At 46.3% G+C, this 19,145-nt stretch carries 17 protein-coding genes and 3 pseudogenes; 12 read left to right on the top strand and 8 right to left on the bottom strand.

Annotated features, from left to right (window positions below; all coding sequences use genetic code 11):
- Window positions 1-121: 121 nt before the first annotated feature.
- The 4 genes from H6F74_RS09305 to H6F74_RS09290 all read left to right on the top strand — a co-directional run bounded on the left by H6F74_RS09305 (window position 122) and on the right by H6F74_RS09290 (window position 6,982).
- Window positions 122-967: an aldo/keto reductase gene (locus H6F74_RS09305; RefSeq protein ID WP_347269495.1), complete on the top strand. Its 846-nt coding sequence runs from the start codon at window positions 122-124 to the stop codon at window positions 965-967.
- A 314-nt stretch (window positions 968-1,281) separates the two neighbouring features.
- The gene (locus tag H6F74_RS09300; protein ID WP_190439563.1) at window positions 1,282-4,812 is read left to right on the top strand and encodes a class I SAM-dependent DNA methyltransferase; all 3,531 of its coding nucleotides are present in this window, start codon (window positions 1,282-1,284) and stop codon (window positions 4,810-4,812) included.
- Between the two features lie 178 nt (window positions 4,813-4,990).
- Window positions 4,991-5,587 carry a Uma2 family endonuclease gene (locus tag H6F74_RS09295; RefSeq protein ID WP_190439560.1) on the top strand — a complete coding sequence of 199 codons (597 nt, stop codon included), beginning with the start codon at window positions 4,991-4,993 and terminating at the stop codon, window positions 5,585-5,587.
- 150 nt (window positions 5,588-5,737) lie between these two features.
- Window positions 5,738-6,982, top strand: a complete 1,245-nt coding sequence (locus H6F74_RS09290) for a family 1 glycosylhydrolase (protein WP_190439557.1) — start codon at window positions 5,738-5,740, stop codon at window positions 6,980-6,982.
- Between the two features lie 18 nt (window positions 6,983-7,000).
- Here H6F74_RS09290 and arfB (H6F74_RS09285) read toward each other — a convergent pair.
- Window positions 7,001-7,318, bottom strand: a pseudogene (gene arfB / locus H6F74_RS09285) (alternative ribosome rescue aminoacyl-tRNA hydrolase ArfB); the annotation flags it as partial.
- Window positions 7,319-7,597: 279 nt separating this feature from the next.
- Here arfB (H6F74_RS09285) and H6F74_RS09280 point away from each other — a divergent pair.
- Window positions 7,598-8,347, top strand: a complete 750-nt coding sequence (locus tag H6F74_RS09280; protein WP_190439554.1) for an alpha/beta hydrolase — start codon at window positions 7,598-7,600, stop codon at window positions 8,345-8,347.
- 5 nt (window positions 8,348-8,352) lie between these two features.
- Complete coding sequence (locus H6F74_RS09275; RefSeq protein ID WP_190439551.1) at window positions 8,353-8,946, top strand: TetR/AcrR family transcriptional regulator; 594 nt, start codon at window positions 8,353-8,355, stop codon at window positions 8,944-8,946.
- Window positions 8,947-8,960: 14 nt separating this feature from the next.
- Here H6F74_RS09275 and arfB (H6F74_RS09270) read toward each other — a convergent pair whose 3' ends face one another.
- On the bottom strand, window positions 8,961-9,377 hold the full coding sequence (gene arfB, locus H6F74_RS09270; protein ID WP_190439548.1) for an alternative ribosome rescue aminoacyl-tRNA hydrolase ArfB: 417 nt from the start codon (window positions 9,375-9,377) through the stop codon (window positions 8,961-8,963).
- 123 nt (window positions 9,378-9,500) lie between these two features.
- Window positions 9,501-10,691, bottom strand: a complete 1,191-nt coding sequence (locus H6F74_RS09265; protein ID WP_190439544.1) for an RNA-guided endonuclease TnpB family protein — start codon at window positions 10,689-10,691, stop codon at window positions 9,501-9,503.
- Between the two features lie 222 nt (window positions 10,692-10,913).
- Between H6F74_RS09265 and H6F74_RS09260 the strand changes: the two genes are divergently transcribed.
- Entirely contained in the window at window positions 10,914-11,663 is a 750-nt protein-coding gene (locus H6F74_RS09260) for a L,D-transpeptidase (protein ID WP_190439542.1), read from the top strand.
- Between the two features lie 70 nt (window positions 11,664-11,733).
- Here H6F74_RS09260 and H6F74_RS09255 read toward each other — a convergent pair whose 3' ends face one another.
- Complete coding sequence (locus H6F74_RS09255) at window positions 11,734-11,934, bottom strand: hypothetical protein (protein WP_190439539.1); 201 nt, start codon at window positions 11,932-11,934, stop codon at window positions 11,734-11,736.
- A 155-nt stretch (window positions 11,935-12,089) separates the two neighbouring features.
- Here H6F74_RS09255 and H6F74_RS09250 point away from each other — a divergent pair, with 155 nt between their 5' ends.
- The 5 genes from H6F74_RS09250 (at window position 12,090) to H6F74_RS09230 (ending at window position 17,284) form a co-directional block, all read left to right on the top strand.
- On the top strand, window positions 12,090-13,820 hold the full coding sequence (locus H6F74_RS09250; RefSeq protein ID WP_190439536.1) for an ABC transporter ATP-binding protein/permease: 1,731 nt from the start codon (window positions 12,090-12,092) through the stop codon (window positions 13,818-13,820).
- 173 nt (window positions 13,821-13,993) lie between these two features.
- Window positions 13,994-14,269, top strand: a complete 276-nt coding sequence (locus H6F74_RS09245) for a hypothetical protein (RefSeq protein WP_190439534.1) — start codon at window positions 13,994-13,996, stop codon at window positions 14,267-14,269.
- A gap of 124 nt (window positions 14,270-14,393) precedes the next feature.
- Window positions 14,394-14,660 carry a Precorrin-3B methylase gene (locus tag H6F74_RS09240; protein WP_190439531.1) on the top strand — a complete coding sequence of 89 codons (267 nt, stop codon included), beginning with the start codon at window positions 14,394-14,396 and terminating at the stop codon, window positions 14,658-14,660.
- 329 nt (window positions 14,661-14,989) lie between these two features.
- Window positions 14,990-15,565 (top strand): hypothetical protein, encoded by a 576-nt coding sequence (locus tag H6F74_RS09235; RefSeq protein ID WP_190439529.1) that lies wholly within the window; start codon window positions 14,990-14,992, stop codon window positions 15,563-15,565.
- Window positions 15,566-15,568: 3 nt separating this feature from the next.
- Window positions 15,569-17,284: a hypothetical protein gene (locus tag H6F74_RS09230; RefSeq protein WP_190439526.1), complete on the top strand. Its 1,716-nt coding sequence runs from the start codon at window positions 15,569-15,571 to the stop codon at window positions 17,282-17,284.
- 285 nt (window positions 17,285-17,569) lie between these two features.
- Here H6F74_RS09230 and H6F74_RS09225 read toward each other — a convergent pair whose 3' ends face one another.
- From H6F74_RS09225 to H6F74_RS09210, 4 genes and pseudogenes are all read right to left on the bottom strand, one after another.
- Window positions 17,570-17,977 (bottom strand): type II toxin-antitoxin system VapC family toxin, encoded by a 408-nt coding sequence (locus H6F74_RS09225; RefSeq protein ID WP_190439522.1) that lies wholly within the window; start codon window positions 17,975-17,977, stop codon window positions 17,570-17,572.
- A 3-nt stretch (window positions 17,978-17,980) separates the two neighbouring features.
- Window positions 17,981-18,223, bottom strand: coding sequence for a hypothetical protein (locus tag H6F74_RS09220; protein ID WP_190439519.1), 243 nt, complete (start codon window positions 18,221-18,223; stop codon window positions 17,981-17,983).
- Between the two features lie 17 nt (window positions 18,224-18,240).
- Window positions 18,241-19,032, bottom strand: a pseudogene (locus H6F74_RS09215) (N-6 DNA methylase); the annotation flags it as partial.
- Between the two features lie 23 nt (window positions 19,033-19,055).
- Window positions 19,056-19,145 (bottom strand): annotated as a pseudogene (locus tag H6F74_RS09210) (IS1 family transposase); the annotation flags it as partial.

Genomic DNA, 19,145 nt, shown 5'->3' with positions numbered 1-19,145 from the left:
TGGAAAAAACTGTACTCAGAAACAACGGAAGCATCTGTCGCTCTAACAGCACTTTTCTCTACAATTGATGCCATGCCCATGCGTCAGCCAAAAATGCGCTCAAGGGCAATAGCTTGAATGGATAGAAACTGCCGTGCGAACTCTTAAACTACCTTCTGGACAATTAATTCCGGTTCTTGGCATGGGCACCTGGCAGATGGGGGAAAATGCTAGGAATCGCCAAAGCGAAATAGATGCCTTACGCCACGGACTCGATTTGGGTCTAACTCTCATTGACACCGCCGAAATGTATGGCGAAGGCGGTGCAGAAGAAGTAATCGCCGACGCGATCGCTTCTCGTCGGGCGGAAGTCTTTCTAGTCAGCAAGGTCTACCCTCATAACGCCTCGAAACGAGGGACAATTACTGCCTGCGAAAGAAGTCTCCAGCGGTTGAAAACTGATTATCTTGACCTTTACCTGCTGCACTGGCGCGGTTCTGTGCCACTGGCAGAGACGCTGGAAGCATTTCAGACGCTTCAACAATCCGGCAAAATTCGCAGCTATGGGGTGAGTAATTTTGATGCCGAGGATATGGAAGAAGCCATTGGGTTGAAGGATGGGAAAGGAATTGCTACCAATCAAGTCCTCTACAACCTGATGCGACGGGGAATTGAGTGGAATTTACTGCCCTGGTGTCGGCAACAAGGCATCCCAATCATGGCGTATTCCCCAATTGAGCAAGGGCGTTTGCTGAACAATGGGACACTCAAGACAATTGCTCAAGAACGAGAAGTCACTGCGGCTCAAGTAGCGATCGCGTGGTTGTTGCATCAGGAAAATGTAATTGTAATTCCCAAATCCAGCCGCATTAACCATGTAGAGCAGAATTATGCTGCCTTGAATTTGAAATTGAGTGCTGAAGAACTGGCTACCCTGGATGCCGCGTTTCCAGCACCAACTAAACCTGTTTCCCTAGAGATGCTGTAACGACTTGTTCAGGGGTTAGTTGCCTCACTCTGCTGGGTAGAGTGCTGCGAGGTTTCTATTGTCGCCGATTCCGCCAAGCAGACGCTATGCGATCGCTCCTCTCTCGCAAAACCTTGAGCAAGGTCGAAGTTTCGAGTTCAGAGGTGGGAAGGTGAGGGTTGGAGGGTGGAATTTCTCATAAAACCTCGACAGTCCAAGTTGAGAGTTTGTAGGTTGGAGGTGTAAGTGGGAATACTAAGCATGAGGGGATAACTTCACAATCGCCTCATAGGATTCTGTCCCCCAATTTCCCTGACCTCCAAAACAAGCCACTCATGACTCCATCCGATGCAGCCCGAATTGAGCAGTTTATTACCCGTTGGCAAAATTCTAGTGGCAATGAACGTGCTAACTATCAAATGTTCTTTTCGGAACTATGTGATGCGCTGGGAGTCAAGCGTCCGGATGTGAAGGGTAGTGTGACAGGCGATCCGTACTGTTTTGATAAAGACATCACGATTTATCATCCCAGTGGTAAGAAAACACCAGGTTATATTGACTTCTACAAAGCCGATCATTTTTTGATTGAGGCGAAGCAGGGCAGCGAAAAATCTGGCAAAGGAACGGCAAAACGCGGCACGAATACTTACCTCAAGGCAATGGAAGCAGCATTTGTGCAGGCGATCGCCTATACTCGCAATTTACTAAAGTTACCTCCATTTCTGTTGACCTGTGATATTGGCGATCACTTTGAGCTGTGGATGGGCTTCAGCGGTGACTATGGTGGATATGGGGCGCGTCAGGATATTGGACTGACTGCTCTGCGAAAGCCAGAGATTTTTGATTTATTCGTTGACATCTTTACCGATCCGCAAAAGCGCAACCCTGAAAAGATTGCGGCGAAGGTCACGCGAGAAGTAGCGGCAGATTTAGCGGAATTATCAAAGCGGTTAGAAGGTCTGCATGAACCGGAAGAGGTTGCCCATTTCCTGATGCGCTGCATCTTCACCATGTTTGCTGAAGATGTGGGACTACTGAACGAGCATTTATTCACAGAGGCGTTGGAGACGCGATGGTTGCTCAATCCTAAGAGTTTTAAGCCGGAGGTGGAAGCTCTCTGGCAGGCAATGAATGATGGGACAAGCTTTGGCTTTTATGGCAGGTTGTTGAAATTTAATGGGGGGTTATTTGCCGAGGCAAGGGCGTTTGAGTTGACGGCGGATCAGCTTCGGGTGTTGCTAACGGCAGCGAAGCGGGAATGGAAGGATGTAGAGCCTGCGATTTTTGGCACGTTGCTGGAACGGGCATTGGATTCAAAGGAACGCAGCAAACTGGGGGCGCACTATACGCCTCGATCCTATGTGGAGCGGTTGGTGCGTCCGGTGGTAATGGAACCGTTGCGGGAACAGTGGGATCTGGTGCAGGGGGAAGTGAAGCAAATTTTGGGGGATGCGGAAAAAGAGCCGACTGCTGCCCAGAAGAAGAAAGCCGTTGCAGCATTGGAAGGGTTTCTGACAGAGTTACGCCAGGTGCGAATTCTCGATCCGGCGTGTGGGTCGGGAAATTTCTTGTATGTGACGCTGGATTTGATGAAGCAACTGGAGTCGGAGGTGTTGCGCCGTCTGGAAGATGTGACAGGACAGGCACAGTTACGGTTGGATATTGCCCAGGTGAACCCATCGCAGTTTTTAGGGATTGAGCTTAATCCCCGTGCGGCGGCGATCGCTGATTTGGTGATCTGGATTGGTTATTTGCAGTGGCACTTCAGACAGTTTGGCGACATTCCCCCGGTAGAGCCTGTTTTGCGCGAGTACAAAAACATTGAATGCCGGGATGCGGTGTTGGCGTATGACGGGAAGGAGGAGGATGTTGACCCGAAAACGGGGAAGGTGAGAACGCGATGGGGCGGGCGGATGATGAAACATCCGGTGACGGGGGAAATGGTGCCCGATCCGAGCGATCAGATTCCGATTTATCGGTATATTAATCCGCGAGCTGCTGAGTGGCAGGAGGCGGATTATATAGTGTCAAATCCTCCGTTTATTGGAAACAGAGATATACGAGAAACATTAGGTGATGGTTATGCAGAAGCACTACGAAAAACCTATAATGATGTCCCCGATACAGTTGACTATGTGATGTATTGGTGGCATAAAGGAGCAGATTTAATACGTTTAGGAAAATTAAAAAAATTTGGCTTTATTACGACCAATACAATTCGCCAAATAAGACAGAGAGTAGTAATTGACCATCATCAAAATCAGAAAAATTCAATTAAATTGATATTTGCCGTTCCAGATCACCCTTGGACGAATGAAGGTGCGGCGGTAAGAATTGCTATGACTGGAGTAGAACTGAATAATTCAGGCACTACATCTCAATTTCCTTTACTGGGTAGAGTAGTAAATGAGCCTGACGCTGAAACACCAGAGGACTCCGCAGAACAAGTTAAGATTCAGTGGGAAAAAGTGGGTCAAATATTTAGTGAACTAAGAGCGGGGGTAAATGTTGCATCAGTAGTTCCTTTAAAGGCTCAAAGTGGATTGTGTTGTGATGGTGTTAAACCTTATGCATCTGGATTTGTTTTAGAGTCAAAGTGTCTCTCAAAATTTCCTGATAATGAGCGAGAACTAATTCATCCTTACAGGAATGGTAGAGACTTAGCTACATTTTCTAGAAATGTATTTATTATTGATTGCTTTAAACTGACAGAAGAACAACTTCAAAATCGATACTCTACGATATACCAATACCTGCTTGATAAAGTTTATCCAGATAGATTGGTAGAGAGGGACAATAAGATTAAAAGTAACTGGTGGCTTTTTGAGAGAAATAGACCAGAATTGCGTAAAGCCATAAAGAACATAAATCGATATATCTGTACTGTGAAAACCTCTAAACATCGTGTTTTCGCATTTCTTGAATCTCAGATTATTCCAGACCAACAGATAGTTGTTGTTGCAACGGCAAATGCTTACATTCTTGGAGTTCTTTCAAGTCGAATTCATGTAAATTGGGCACTCGCAGCAGGAGGAACACTAGAAGATAGACCACGCTACAACAATTCTGTTTGCTTCGATCCTTTCCCCTTCCCCGACCCCACACCCGATCGCAAACAAAAAATCCGCGAACTGGGCGAACGTCTCGATGCCCACCGTAAGCGTGTTCAGGCACAGCATCCCGATGTCACCATCACCGCCATGTATAACCTGCTGGAAAAAATCCGCGCAGGGGAAGAACTCACCGATAAAGACCGGGAATTTAACAACAAAGCGCTGATTTCCACGCTGAAGCAAATTCATGATGAGTTAGATTCAGCCGTGTTTGAGGCGTATGGGTGGAGTGATTTGTTAGCTCCCCCCCAACCCTCCTTAAAAAAGGGGGAGAATGCGGACGGTTCAGCTTCTCCTCTTGCTCAAGAGGGAACGGAGGTGGGAGCAATGCAGAACTTGGATGAGATGATTTTGGAACGCTTGGTCGCCTTAAACGCAGAACGCGCTGAAGAAGAACGCAATGGGTTTATTCGCTGGTTGCGTCCAGAGTATCAGGCTCCCGGTGAAGTGCATATTCAACAGGTGATTGAAGGTATCGCTGAAGTTGAAGAGGAAACAGCGATCGCCCCCGTCGAACAACAAAAATTTCCCAAAGCCTTCAAAGACCAACTCGCTGCGGTGCGCGATTTACTCCGCACTCAAGGCGGCGAATGGACAGTCGAGCAAATTGCGGCTCAATTCAAAGGTGCATCTCGACAAAAACAAATTATTCTCACCTGTCTCGAAAGCCTGGAAGCATTAGGAATTATTGCCAAGCACCAAGAAGAAGGTAGCGATCGCTGGTATCTGGCAGAGTTACAAAAGGCAAGCTAGAAATTAGCAGAACCATTAACCCTTATGGATTGGCTGAGGAAGAAGTAGCGAGTAGCGATCTCAGAGGGCAAATAATCGGTTATATGCCTTCTAGCCCCGTACCATAAAAGAAGTTACGTTAAAGCGATCGCCATCCAAACCCAATCACTCCTAATCTGGAAACAGACCAGAGACTCTTATGACTACGGCAACGATAGCAACGCCCCAAAGGGAAGAACCCCTCCTGTTTGAAGGATTGACCTGGAGAGAGTTCAAAGCAGTTGAGCAATTATTAGACCGTCCAGGATATCGGCTTTCCTTCCTGGATGGAGTACTGGAGATACGACGAATGCCAGGAGAACCCCACGAAACTGTTAAAGAAAGGATTGGTGCATTATTAGAGCTTTACCTGCTCGTGGCAGGGTTTGATTTTACTCCAACTGGTTCAATGACTTTAGAAAGTGAAGGGGTTGCCGTTAAGCGAGAGGCAGATAAATCTTATAAACTTGCCCCTGGTCGAGTGCGTCCCGATCTGGTGATCGAAGTGGTGTTTACCAGTGGCGGCATTAACAAACTAGAGGTATACAAGCGCCTGAAGATTCCTGAAGTGTGGTTCTGGGAAGACGGAGTGCTAGAGATTTATCACCTGCGGGGAGAGGGCAACACTCTGGACTACGAAAAGATTTCCAGTAGTGAGGAAATCAAAGGGATCGATCTGGATTTGTTGTTACGTTGCATCAATATGGTGAATCACGTTGATGCCATCAAGACCTTTCAGCAGGCGCTCCAGAAATAGCTGGTCAAAGGCGATCGCGGCTCGGATATTTGGTAACCGACTCTACCCAACATCAGAAATCGGGTACTCAACGGATTTATCCCACGTTAGATAGTGCCTCAAATGGGCAAGAGTACCTACGATGACGAATAACTTTACCAGAGCAAACGCATGGCTCAACGACTTGGAATCTTCCCCACCTTCTTCATCTCTGGCTTTGAGTGTTCGACGTTTCTCTGGAAAGACAAGGGACGGCGGAATCTGATTAAAGAGACACAGCACGATCGCCACGCGCTGGAAGATTACAACATCTTGCGATCGCTGGGAATTGATGTGGCGCGGGAAGGGATTCCTTGGCCGTTAGTCGATCGTGATGGCTGCTACGACTTCTCTATCATTGACCCCATGATTGAAGCAATGCAGCAGACACAAATCATTCCCATCTGGGATCTCTGCCACTACGGGTATCCAGACGATCTCGATCCATTTAGTAATGAGTTTATCGATCGCTTTGCCCGTTACTGTCGCGCCGCAGCAGAGTATGTGATTCCCCGCTTGCACGGCCCCTATTTCTTCACGCCAATCAACGAGATCACCTTTTTCTCGTTCTGCGGTGGAGAATGGGGTTGGGTGGCTCCCTATAAAACTACTAAAGAAGACCGTTTTCGCTTTCGATTGGCGTTGTGTAAGGCAGCGATCGCAGGCGTGAAAGCGATTCGGGAGGTAGAACCGCTCTCAAGGATGGTTCACATCGATCCCTTGGTTCAAATAGTTGCACCGCGCGATCGCCCGGATTTAGTTGAGGCAGCGCATCACGAAACCTATGTAGACACATTCCTAGCATGGGACATCCTTTACGGAAAAGAACACCCGGAACTCGGCGGTTCTCCTGAAATTCTCGATATCGTTGGTGCAAATAACTATTCCTTTGGCCAGATGGAATACCGGGAACAGGGGTCACATCAGTCGCTCGAACCCCACGATGATCGTATCAAGCCGCTTCATGACTTAATGCAGCGCGTCTGGGAGCGGTATCACAGACCGATGATCATTGGCGAAACCAGTGGGTTGGAAGAAGGCAGAGATGAGTGGCTAAAGGACGTAGTGGAAGAGTCTCTGGCAGCGGTTAATTCTGGCATGGATCTGCATGGCATCTGTTTATTTCCCGGTGTTGATATGCCGGATTGGCATACGGGTGAGTGGCTGCACAACGGAATTTGCGACCTGGTGGAGGAAGGGGACGACCTGAGACGTGTGCCTTACGAGCCTTATATTGCTGAACTGCGACGCTGGCAGAAGGAACTCAATCGGGTCATGACACTTGATGCCGATCCGTTCAGCGATCCAGTAGAACTGCAAGATGTGATTGACGCGGCTAAACGATTGCAGCCAGAACCCGATCGCAATTGGAGCTAAAGATTCAATCGGGCAGTGTCATTCATCCGTAACTTTTCCTCGCATCGTCTTAAGTTGCGATCGCTTAGTTTTGCTATCCAGACGCTTTCTTTGAGAACTCCGAGTCGGTTTGCTCCTTTTGCGGAGTTTGGGGACTGCGATCGCATTCTTAATCAAGTCTTGCAGCCGTTGCAACGCCTCTTCCCGATTCTGCTCTTGGCTGCGGTGTTCTTGAGCCTTGATCACAATCACGCCATCCTTGGTAATGCGCTGGTCGGAAAGCTTCAACAGCCGCTCTTTGTAGCGATCGGGCAGTGAGGAAGCCAGGATGTCAAAACACAGATGAATGGCAGAGGATGTTCCACATCTCTATTGTGTAGGAGCCGGAACCCATCCAGGAGCAGGATTACCAGGGGTTATGAGTTCCGAGAAGATTGTGGCAGAGATAATTGGTAGGGCAAGATAGTTGCGTTGTTAGGAATGTTAGGAATGTAGAGCATATTTTTTTATTGACTGATTATTCAGTCATAATTATATTGGAGATGAAACAATCGATCGCATCAGCCCAGGCTGTTGCTGGAAAATCGGGCTGAAACGTTCATTCTGACTGTCCTACAAACCTGAAAGGAGACAGATATGGATTTGCATTACGAAGTTCAAGGTAAGGGTAAGGCGGTTGTCCTGATTCATAGCGGTGGGGCAGATTTGCGGGATTGGGAGTTGATTGTCCCGCAACTAGCCCAGACGTATCAAGTCATCACTTTTGACGGACGCGGTGCCGGACAGTCACCCCCACTGCTCGAACCTGCCCACTATGTTGAGGATTTGCGGCAGTTGCTTGACCATCTCAATCTCGATCGCGTGATTTTAGTTGGACATTCGATCGGCGGTCAAATTGCAGCCGATTTTGCCCTGGCTTATCCTGATAGAGTAACCAGGCTGGTGCTGGTGGCTCCGGGATTATCAGGCTTCCAGTTCTCACCGGATGTTCAACAATGGTACGCGCAAGTCAATGCGGCAGCTCCAGATTTGGAAAAAATGGTTGAGTTGATGTTGAACCATCCTACGTACAGCGTCGTGATGTCCAGTCCACAGCGCGATCGCATGATTGAGATGACGACGCACAACACGAAACGGTATTTTGAATGGAAAACCTTTGAGATGCAATGGGCACAGCCACCGACAATCGAGCGCTTAAGTGAGCTTCAAACCAAAACGCTGTTTATCATCGGCAAACAGGATATGGCTGATAATTTGCACGTTGCAGAGTTATTCCAACAGGTGCCCGACATTCGCTTCGCGTACATTGAAGGGGCGGATCATATGCCCACATTCACCCATGCAGATGAGGTTTCCCGTTTGATCATCCAGTTTCTCAGTCAGTAGAAGCCATGCCCCGTACCCCAGCAGAAAACGAGCGCATCCGTCAGGCAACGCGGGAGCAAATCTTGAAAGCAGCGATGGATTTGTTCTTCACGAAAGGCTATCACGCCACCTCGATTGAAGATGTCGCAAGACTTGCAGAGATTTCCAAGGGACTGCTTTACCACTACTTCAAGGGTAAAGAAGACGTTTTAGCAGCACTGGTCGATGTGCGGCTCAACGATCTGTTGGTCGTCATGAATGCCGCTGCCGCAAAGCCAACACCTGCTGAGCAAATTCGCCATATTGCCGAGGGTGCGTTGGACGATGTCCGACGGCAACCAGAGGTTTTCCGATTTTATCTCAATCTGTTTACCCAACCCCGGCTCGACCCGATTGTGGCGAAATACAGCCAGAAGTTGATGGATGAGCAGGCAAAGCAGTTTGAAATCCAGACGCAGATGTTCAGCGAGTTGGGAGTTGCTAACCCACGACAGCGATCGTTCTATTTTTCCTCGACGCTTCAGGGCATCAGGCTGATGTTTTCAACCTATCCCAAAACCTATCCGTTAGATGCGGTCAAGGCACAGGTGATTGCGGAGTTTTGTGGGGAGGTAGACTGAGTGTTCACACCATCTCATTCATCTGTAACCTTTCCTCGCATCGTCTTGATTTGACTTCGCTTAGTCTTGCTATCCAGACGTTTCCGCTGAGAACTCCGAGTCGGTTTGCTCCTTTTGCGGAGTTTGGGGACTGCGATCGCATTCTTAATCAAGTCTTGCAGTCGTTGCAACGCCTCTTCTCGGTTTTGCTCCTGGCTGCGGTGTTCTTGAGCCTTGATGACAATCACCCCATCCTTAGTAATGCGCTGGTCGGAAAGCTTCAACAATCGCTCTTTGTAGCGATCGGGCAGCGAGGAAGCCACGATGTCAAAGCGCAGGTGAATGGCAGTCGCTACCTTGTTGACGTTTTGCCCGCCAGCACCTTGCGATCGCACTGCACTCATCTCAATCTCATGCTCTGGGATACTCACGGTGTTAGAAATTTGCAGCATGATTGATTCACTTGATTATAGACAGTGCAGCATTGCACGGAAATTTTTGCCTGGTTTCGCTCTATTGGTGCTGATTCCAGCTTGACATCCTCCTCGGCGTGAACGCACGAGGATTCCCAAACCTCACAATTTGGGTTTCTGCTTCCTTCCATTACTGGATTTTCGCAACTGCCCTTTAGGCTTATGCCCATCAGGTCTTACGTTCGCTCCACAGACTATTACCGCAAGCCCTGCGGCGAGAATATTTTGTGCGGCGTTGATATCTCGGTCATGGTGCGTCCCGCATTCAGGGCAGTCCCATTCTCGAACATCAAGCCGCATTTTATCGACAACGTGACCGCACTTCCCACAGCGCTTAGAGCTAGGAAACCATCGGTCAATTTTTACCAGCGTTCGACCGTACCACTGGCACTTGTATTCCAACTGACGAACCAACTCAGACCAGCTTGCATCAGCAATTGCTTGAGCCAATTTATGGTTCTTCATCATGTTCTTTACCGCCAAGTCCTCGACAGCAATCGTTTGGTTTTCACGTACTAGTCGAGTCGTCAACTTGTGAAGGAAGTCTTTACGGGCATCGGCGATAGCTGCTTGAATTCGAGCAACTTTATGCCTTGCTTTCTCTCGATTGTTAGAGCCTTTGACTTTTCGAGACAGCGCTTTTTGCGCTTTCCTCAACTTATGGCGAAGACGCTTGAAATGCTTGGGGTTGGCAATCTTCTCCCCATCGCTAGTTGCAATCAAAGAGGTGATTCCCGCATCAATCCCGACAGCTTTATCAACTTTAGGCAGAGATTTAACCGTATGATCTTCAACCAACAGCGAGACAAACCACCGCCCCGATGCATCCAGCCTTAGTGTAACTGTGGATGGTTCACATCCTTTTAGCAACGTTCGACTCCATCGAATGGGCAGAGGCTCAGAGCATTTAGCCAGCCACAATTGCCCGTCCTTCCATCGAAATGCAGCACGGGTAAATTCAGCACTGCCACCACTTCGTTTTTTCTTGAAGTTGGGATATCTCGCGTGACCTGCCCAAAAATTGGTAAACGCTTTTTGCAAGTTTCTCAAACCTTGCTGCAAAGGAACGCTGCTCACCTCGTTGAGGAATTGCAAGTCTTCTTGCTTTTTCCATTGGGTCAGCATTCCCGAAGTCTGCTTGTAATCAACCCGCTCTTGCCGCTCGTACCAGGCTTCTGTTCGGGTATGCAGCGCTTTGTTGTAGACCAACCGAACGCAACCCAACGTGCGGCGCAAGAGTTGTTCTTGTTCCTCGCTTGGGTAAAAGCGGTATCGGTAGGCTTTTGGGTTCATGCCTTACATTCTACTGCATTCCCTGTAAAAGACAAAAGGAAAGCCGTCCTAGAAGCACGGGGTTTTAAACCCAAAATTTTCGATAAAGTAGTAGCCACGCCTCTAGCTCCCTCTGTAGCTGCAACTGGTTCCTCCACTTCTGATCTTGTCCTGCGTAGAACAATTCAGAGGATCTCCCTTATATCATGAGAATTAGTTGAGCAAGCCCCACTTAGGTTAGTTGTGTTCACAACATCTCGTCTCATCTCAAACTGGCTCTTAGTTGCAGTACTACCAATAGCCCTATGCGCTTGTACATCATCTGATTCTGCCGTTCCAACTCCAAAAAACGTAACTGAAGCCAAGGCACAATCCTCCCCAGCATCCGTAAATAATGCTAATAAACTTAACAGCATTCAAGAAGAACGTTACTCGCTTCTCATTCATCGAGTAGACAAGCGCTTGGAGGTACTCAATAACCAAAGCGTTCCGATTTACAAAGCAACTATTGGCATTGGCAAGGGCGGACTCAAAGACAAACAAAACATGAATGACTTTGTTACTCCCACAGGCGACATGAGTGTAGACTTGATTCTCTACAAAAAGTCTGAGTACAACCAAATTGCCCAAGATAACGTTAAGCGTTTTGTTAAGGTTACTCAATATCGCAGCTTAGTTAACCCTCGGCAAGGATTAGCTCAGCTATTCAAGAACATGAATTCTCTTGATTTTGATGGGAACGGTAGCCCAGACAGAGCCTATGGAAATGGCTATATCGGACTCACTTCAACGACAAGCATCACGGGTCCCAAGATGAGTACATTTCAGGGAACGCCCTACTGGTTTTCAATCGCACTTCATGGTACACCCAATCCGGAGAATATTGGTCAAGCTAACTCAGGTGGCTGCATCCATCTCGACTCAAACACATTGCAGCAGTTGATTGAGAAGGGTTGGGTGAAGTTAGGTACCAAAGTAACTATTGTTGATTAATGTATTGACGTGGTTGTGTTTTCTGCAATCGGGGTAATGCTCTTTCCAAATCAAGCTGAGTATAAACAAGCTAGTTTCCGGCTAAAGTTGCCCTTTTATCACTTATTATTCGTGCCTTTGTACAGTTAGCTTTTGCAATTGGCACCGCACTCCCCACCTTTACATCTGAAGATTTGGCAGAAGTTTGTATTGATTGGCTGCAACTACGCTCAGAAGTTGCTACCTTATCGATGTTTTGCCCGCCTGTCTCTTGAGAGGGCATTGTACTCATCTCAATCTCCTACTCTGGGATACTCACCGTGTTAAAAATTTGTAGCATAATTTAACAATTGTCCAGAGATGAGTCGCACCAGTCGTTGAGCAGATTTCGCTCTGATTCGCCTTTATTAATTATCTCCTGACAGACAAAGTAAGGAAAATAAGCCGATGGATCGATTGAATTTCAATGTAGTCCAGCAGTTTTGGACAATCGCCACGTCCTATTGGTCGGGGGATGAAAAATGGCAAGCCAGAGGGTTACTGCTGGGCGTTGTGCTATGTTTGCTGGCGTATACGGGGTTGAGTGTGGTACTCAACAATAAGCGAGGGGTGCTGATTTCAGCCCTCTCAGCCCAGGATGAGCCGCGCTTTTGGCAAACCGTGATCGTTTTCGTCGGCGTGTTGGTAATTTATGCACCCCTTTTAGCAGGCTATACTTATTTGCGCGATCGCCTGAGTTTGCAATGGCGCAAATGGCTAACCCATCGATTCGTGGATAGCTACTTTCAGGATCGCTCTTACTATAATCTGCATATCTCAGGCACCGAAATTGATAACCCAGATCAGCGGATTTCGGAAGATGTTCGCAGTTTTACCCAGGAATCTCTCACCTTTTTGCTGCGGTTGGTGGAGTCGGTGCTGTCAACAATCGCCTTCAGCAGTGTCCTTTGGGGTATTTCTAAACCGCTGGTATTGTTTCTGGTGCTGTATGCCTTGATTGGCACCCTGGTGACAACGGTTGTGTTTGGGAAGCCGCTTGTCCGACTGAATTTTGAACAACTGAAGAAGGAAGCCAACTTACGTTTCGGTCTGGTGAGAATTCGGGAGAATGCAGAAGCGATCGCTTTTTACCAAGGTGAAGAACGGGAGTCAAACCAAGTTAAGCAGCGGTTTTTCGATGTGTTTGAGAATGTCAAGCGGCTGCTGGTTTGGGAATTGAACTTAAATGTTCTCACCAATGCTTACGAGTTCATCCCGTTTATCTTGCCTGCTTTAGTAGTTGCACCGGCGATTTTTGCCGGAGAAATGGAGGTGGGCAAAGTTTCTGAGGCGCAAGGCGCTTTTGTGAGAGTCTTTTTCTCGCTGAACGTTGTGGTTGCTCGTTTCCAACAATTAACCACGTTTGGCGCTGGAATTAATCGTCTCTATACCTTTGCAGAGTTTTTAGATCGGACGGAATCGAATCAGGAACAGCCCAAAATTCAAACCGTGGAAGCGGAACGCCTCGCCGTCGAACATCTCAGCCTGCAAACGCCCAACTATCAACGCACATTAGTAGAAGATTTGTCGATAGAGTTAGCTGCGGGAGAGGGACTTTTGGTGATGGGGCCAAGTGGTTGTGGTAAGAGTTCGCTGCTGAGAGCGATCGCGGGTTTGTGGGATTCTGGTACAGGAACGATTATTCGTCCTGAATCGAACCAGATCCTATTTTTGCCGCAACGTCCCTATATGGTGCTGGGTACTCTGCGCGATCAATTGCTCTATCCCAACACGCACCTTGAGGTTGATGACGAACACTTAAAGCAAGTGCTGGAACAGGTGAATTTAGCAGGTTTAGAGGAAAGATTTGGCGGCTTTGATGCCCAGGAGGATTGGGCAGATGTCCTCTCTTTGGGCGAACAACAACGGCTAACTTTCGCCCGGTTGCTGCTAAACAAACCCAAGTACGCCATCCTAGATGAAGCAACTAGCGCCCTAGATTTGGATAACGAGGAGCGGTTGTATAAACATTTGCAGGCGAAAGGGACTACTTTCTTAAGTGTGGGACATCGCGCTACGTTGGCAAATTACCATCAGTCTTTGCTGGAACTCTCTCAGGATAGGACTTGGCAGCTTAAACAACCCCTGGCTCTTGTCGAAGAACAACCGGAGTTGTTGGAACTTCCATCAACCACCTGATATTTTAAGGCGATCGGCGGAAACATCCCATTTGTGCAAAAATACCTTGTCATTGGAATAGCCAATTCAATGGAGGCTGGCAAGCACAAGTCCAGCCATAACCCAATTTATGACGATAGACAAATCAAATCGTTGGTTCAAATGCAGTGCAGTTCGCTAAAGTTTAAAAAGATATGAATAGTATTGATGGAGAACCCAAATCCCAAATGATACCGTTGTGGACTAAATCTTTTAGTGCTTTTTGCTTGGGTCTGCTTGTGATGTTCGCAGGTAATATCGTTCTGGTTGGTTGTGGTGAAGCCGCTAAAAATTCCGAACCTGTAGAAGAATCGGAAAAAGAATCCCAGAACGTTAATAAGGCTGATGATGACGATGAAGAGGGCCAAGAGGAAACTCAATCCTCTGAAAATGATGACGATGAGGAGAAGGAGGGAGAAGATAAGGATTAGCAGCGGCGATTCACTTAGCATCGTTACTTTATAGCCGCAGCCAGCGATTCGCGTGTACTTCGACAGGGAATTGCTGGTTCCTTTATTACTCAATATTCTCACCGTAAGGCGTTCTGATTGAAGTATGGCAAAGCCGGAAAATCCCCTCACGGGAGAAGCACTCATCAAGGAAGTCTGTCGGCGGATTCGGGTTGCCCGTAGTTACTGGGATGCTCACAATAATGCTGCTTGTCGGGGAGAACGCGATCGCGCATTAGCCCTTTACAACACGCTGACGAAAGAACAAAAAGACCAGATTCCACAGCAGTTGCGGGTGTGGCTTCGCTATCGCAGTGAAAAATACTTTGGCGCACACCGAACGCCGCCCAAGTCGAAACGAAAGTCGAAATAGTACTTTCCTTGGGTTGTCAGGGAAGTGCGATCGCGCTGCGTGCGAAATAGTTGTTCGCCTGGTTTTGCGATCCAAACGTTTCTTTTGAGAATTACGAGTCGGTTTGCTGGATTTGGAGAAGGCGATCGCGCTTGATTCACTCTCTTCCGTAGGTGCCGGAACTAGGGATTTCGGTAAAAAGTGCGATATTCTGAGCATTGAGGGGTTAGAGGCCGATTTCTCAAGTTCAACTAGGTCAGTAAATAAATTTTTGTGAGAATATCATAGCTATTATCTGCTTGGCATAGACGTTTTATGATGTAGCGGTTACAACTTAAGAGGAGGACAGTATGGCTAAACTAACTACAGAGCAACTCATCTATCTACTTTATGCCCGTGCATATACAGAAGGAGATACGGTAACAAAAAGCACTGTAAAGTCATATTTATCGGCTGAGTGGAAGGAAACAGTAGATAAGATATATGATGCCTTACAAGCTCAGGAACTAATCAAACAAACAGGTAAAGGGCGCTTGTCGGTTACAGAGCAAGGTGTACAAGCTCTGATCGCTAATCTAGCTACTACCGATTACAAATTTAGCTCTGTTAAAGGCCCCAAAGTATTGAATACTTTATTAACTTGTATTAAAGAAGCTGTCAATTCCCATTCTCAAGTCATGCCTTTTAAGGAAATGACTTTTGATGAATTTCAGGAGAAATTTAAAAGCCTCTATTTTGAGGAGAGAAGGAAGCAAGAGCTTCGAGGTGTTGTTGCTATTCATAGCCAAGAGCTTTGCCAGAAGTTCACGAAGCACAACTCTATTTCTCAGGAAAAATTAAGCCAATATTTTGAGTTACTTAAGTCAAATGGTAAGATTTTTGCTGTAGAAGAGAAAGGTAATGAACTGATTCAATGGGTAGAATAGAACATGCCTGAAGATGCAGGGAAAAAAAAGTTTATTAAAGATTTCCTTCAAAGAGTTAAAGCAGGTGAAGGATTTATTGAAGATATTTGGATTGAGCGTGTCGTTAGACTTCCAGGCTCAACAGGTGAGGGATCAACTGCACGAAGTTTATCTGGAAGAACAGTAAACAATATTACTGAACTACTTGAAGATGATCTTAAGCATGGTTTTGATGAGGGATATTTTACTTTTAGATTTGTTGCAGCTTTAGTGGGAAGTGGCAAAACTTCTCTACTAACTTATTTGCATGAATTAACTAAAACTAAGCTAACTTATGAAAAGTTCTCTGTTGTCAGTCGTTTTCAACTCTCTGATTTACTTACGACGGGCGGCAGTCATCGTTTTAGCGTAAAGTTGTACTGTTACATTCTAGCTCAAACTTTTTGGGGACTATTAAATAGTTCATCTCTGCCAATCCAAAATAAAGCAAAGAATATACTGAGTGATTATCTAGAGCAAGCTGAAGTTATTCAACTCACATCAGCAACTAAATTCATGCCCTTTCGTTCTAAGTTTAGTAGCTATTTTGCTAAAAGTGAAGTGGTTTTTGAAGAATTCTTTTTTGAAGTTATTCATGAAATATCAAAAATAGAGCCACGATTTACTTTTGCCTACTTAATTGATGAATTAGATTCATTGCAAAACTTCCCTAATGAGCTTCAGGAAACAAGATCTCTTATAAAAGCACTAATTAAAAGAGCATTTCAAAAATTTAGCTCAAAAATCCGTATTCTTATTTATCTTGTTGGAACATCAAATAATATAGAAACTTTTATTAGTGAAGATTCTGTAATAGAAAGCCTCGTCGGTCATTTAGTCATTAATCTAAACAAGGGATACGGAAATGAGTTTGAAATGATCAGAACTAAAATTGATGAACGAATAGAAGGAGCATTTAAAGGATATAAAAATTTTTCTCAAGCATGGCAGGAAATTAAGCGTATACCATTGAATCCAGCTCAAACCTTGAGAAGGTTTTGCCAAGAATACGCTACAGCAGTTCTTGAGATACATGAAAAGTACTTTAAAGAAGAACCTGAAAAAAGTTTTGAAGGAAATGCACGCGAATTAGTGGAAGCGCAGTGTAGGCAGAAATGGGAAAACTATCTCAGTCAAAAATCATATACTTTATCTTCAGTTTCCACTACAACTGTACTTGAAGGGCATGCTTTCGATTGTTATATAGAATTACATCACAATAATTCCTGTATTGCTAGAGGCTTTGGCGAAGCTAAAAACTATGAACTTTTAAGTAGCCATCTAGAAACTATTAAGCAATGGTTAGAGGATGTAAAATTTAAACCATCAGACACTGACGGCAGACCATCTGATCTCGCTTTTATGATCGCTCCTTCCTGCCCTTCTCTTTTACAACGCAAGCTAGAACTTAAAAACATCTATTTTGTACAGACTAATAAGGTCGTTAGCCCCCCAATCACTGGAAATGAGCCAGAACCACAACCTTCATCTGTTGATATTAATACTGCTGAAAAAAATTTGATAGTTAATGCTTTTAAGGGAACTGGAATTAAAGGAACAACAGTCGATAGGTTTATAAAACTTAGAATTAGTAAAGATTATAAAAACCTAGATGAATTTGCTTCTGATTTAAAGTTAACTCAAAACGTCAAGGAAAAACTTCAAAAAAAGGTTGATCAGGGAAAAATTCGCTTCCTTTAAGAGAGTCCGGCACCTAAGCAGCAATTGCCTTGCCAATTCAGTCTGAAGCTCTCAACCAGGCATACAATAGCCAGTAGTGTAGTTATTGCGTGGGTTTCGTTGTGACAACTATCACGATTGAAATTCCAGACGACCTCTCCGAACAACTGACCCAATTAGGCGATCGCTTGCCTGAATTATTGCGGCAGTGCGTTCACTGCCAGAGTAAAGTATCTTGTTAGAATTCCGGTATCTGTTTCCAGTGAGCAATTCCATACAAGCTTTTGAAGGTGCTGGAGCGATCGCTTACGCCTCAATTTCCCAATCCTCAACCTGCAACCCCTCAATCCGCCCAAACTCTCTTGTATTATGTGTCACCAGAGTTAGATTATTTGCCAAAGCGATCGCGGCGATGAGTAAATCACAGGCACCGATCGGCGTTCCTGCACTGGCAAGACGCGCCCGAATTTGACCACAAACAATAGCAGCTTCATCATCAAACGGAAGTGATGCAAAGCTTGCCAAAAATTCCTGCTGCCGTTCCAACGTTCGAGTTGGGTTGTTGCTCCGCATGGCACCATAAAATAGCTCAGCTTTGACAATCGAACATACAGCCATCTCTTCAAGGGAGATAGAATGCAAGCGATCGCGCACTGAAGTCGAACGACCATTTAAATACATCACACAAACATTCGTGTCGAGCAGATAACGCATTCTCTAGTCAAACGCTCCAGCAAGGTCATCATCAAGGCTTTCTGAAATTCCTGAATCATCCAGAATAATGGGGTCATCTGCACAGATACCATAGAACTGCTCTAGCGATCGCCCCGTTACTGTTGGTGATGAAAGAGGCTGATAAATGATCATCACTTCCACATCCTGTTCTGTTAGTCCGACAGGAATATCAAGATGGAGAATGCCATCTTGCCCCACATGCCGACGTACCTTGATACCTTCCATTGTCGCTACCTCCGTACTTACAAACTGATATCCTCACCCAATTCTTGCAAAATTCCCTGCAATTCGGCGATGGCTGCTTCCAATTCACCGAGCGCTTCCTGAGCAAGGATGGCAGGTTCAGGCAACTCGCCGTTTTCCTGTTCGCTCTCATCCTTGAGCCAGGAGATATCTAAATTGTCGCCCCGTTCAGCAATCCAGCCACGGGAAAACCGTCTAAAGCGTCCTTCCTCCCCCGTATCTGTGCGCTGTGCCAGACTCGCGGCACCACCCAATGGATCATCCCCAAAAGCAGCTTCAAACTCGGCAAAATACTCACGCATCAGCGAGATCCGCTTACCAAACTGGGGTGTATTAGCCCGCAGGTCATACACCCAAACTTCTTTTGTATTACCCTTTTCCTTCTTGCCACGGGTAAAAAACAGCACATTGGTCTTAACACCCTGAGCATAGAAAATACCAGACGGTAAACGCAAAATCGTGTGGAGATTACATTTGTCCATCAAGTCAGTACGGATCTGCCGTCCCACGTTGCTCTCAAACAGCACATTATCGGGAAACACGGCGGCAGCACGACCACCTGCCTTAAGCCCAAGGCAAATGTGTTGCAAGAAGCAAAACTGTTTATTGCTGGTGGGAAACTCAAAATCTGGGCGGTTGGGTACGCCCCCACCTTTTTTACTGCCAAAAGGCGGATTGGTAAGAATCAGCGTCGCTGGCGGTAGGGCTTTGCCTTCTGGCGAGAGCGTATCACCATAGCGGATACCTGCGCCTTGCGGATCGAAATCTAGTCCATGCAGCATCAAATTCATGGCGTTGCTGAAAAAGTAATGATTTAACCAGGCAGAGGAACTGTTCGATACTTCAAATAGTGCAGCAGCAAGCGAAGCGAACACTTCAACATCTCAACAGACTTGGAGTAGCA

Source organism: Trichocoleus sp. FACHB-90 (genome assembly GCF_014695505.1).
Taxonomy (GTDB): domain Bacteria; phylum Cyanobacteriota; class Cyanobacteriia; order Cyanobacteriales; family FACHB-T130; genus Funiculus; species Funiculus sociatus.
Note: the sequence above shows the minus strand (reverse complement) of the source record. Positions and strands in the feature narration are given on the sequence as shown.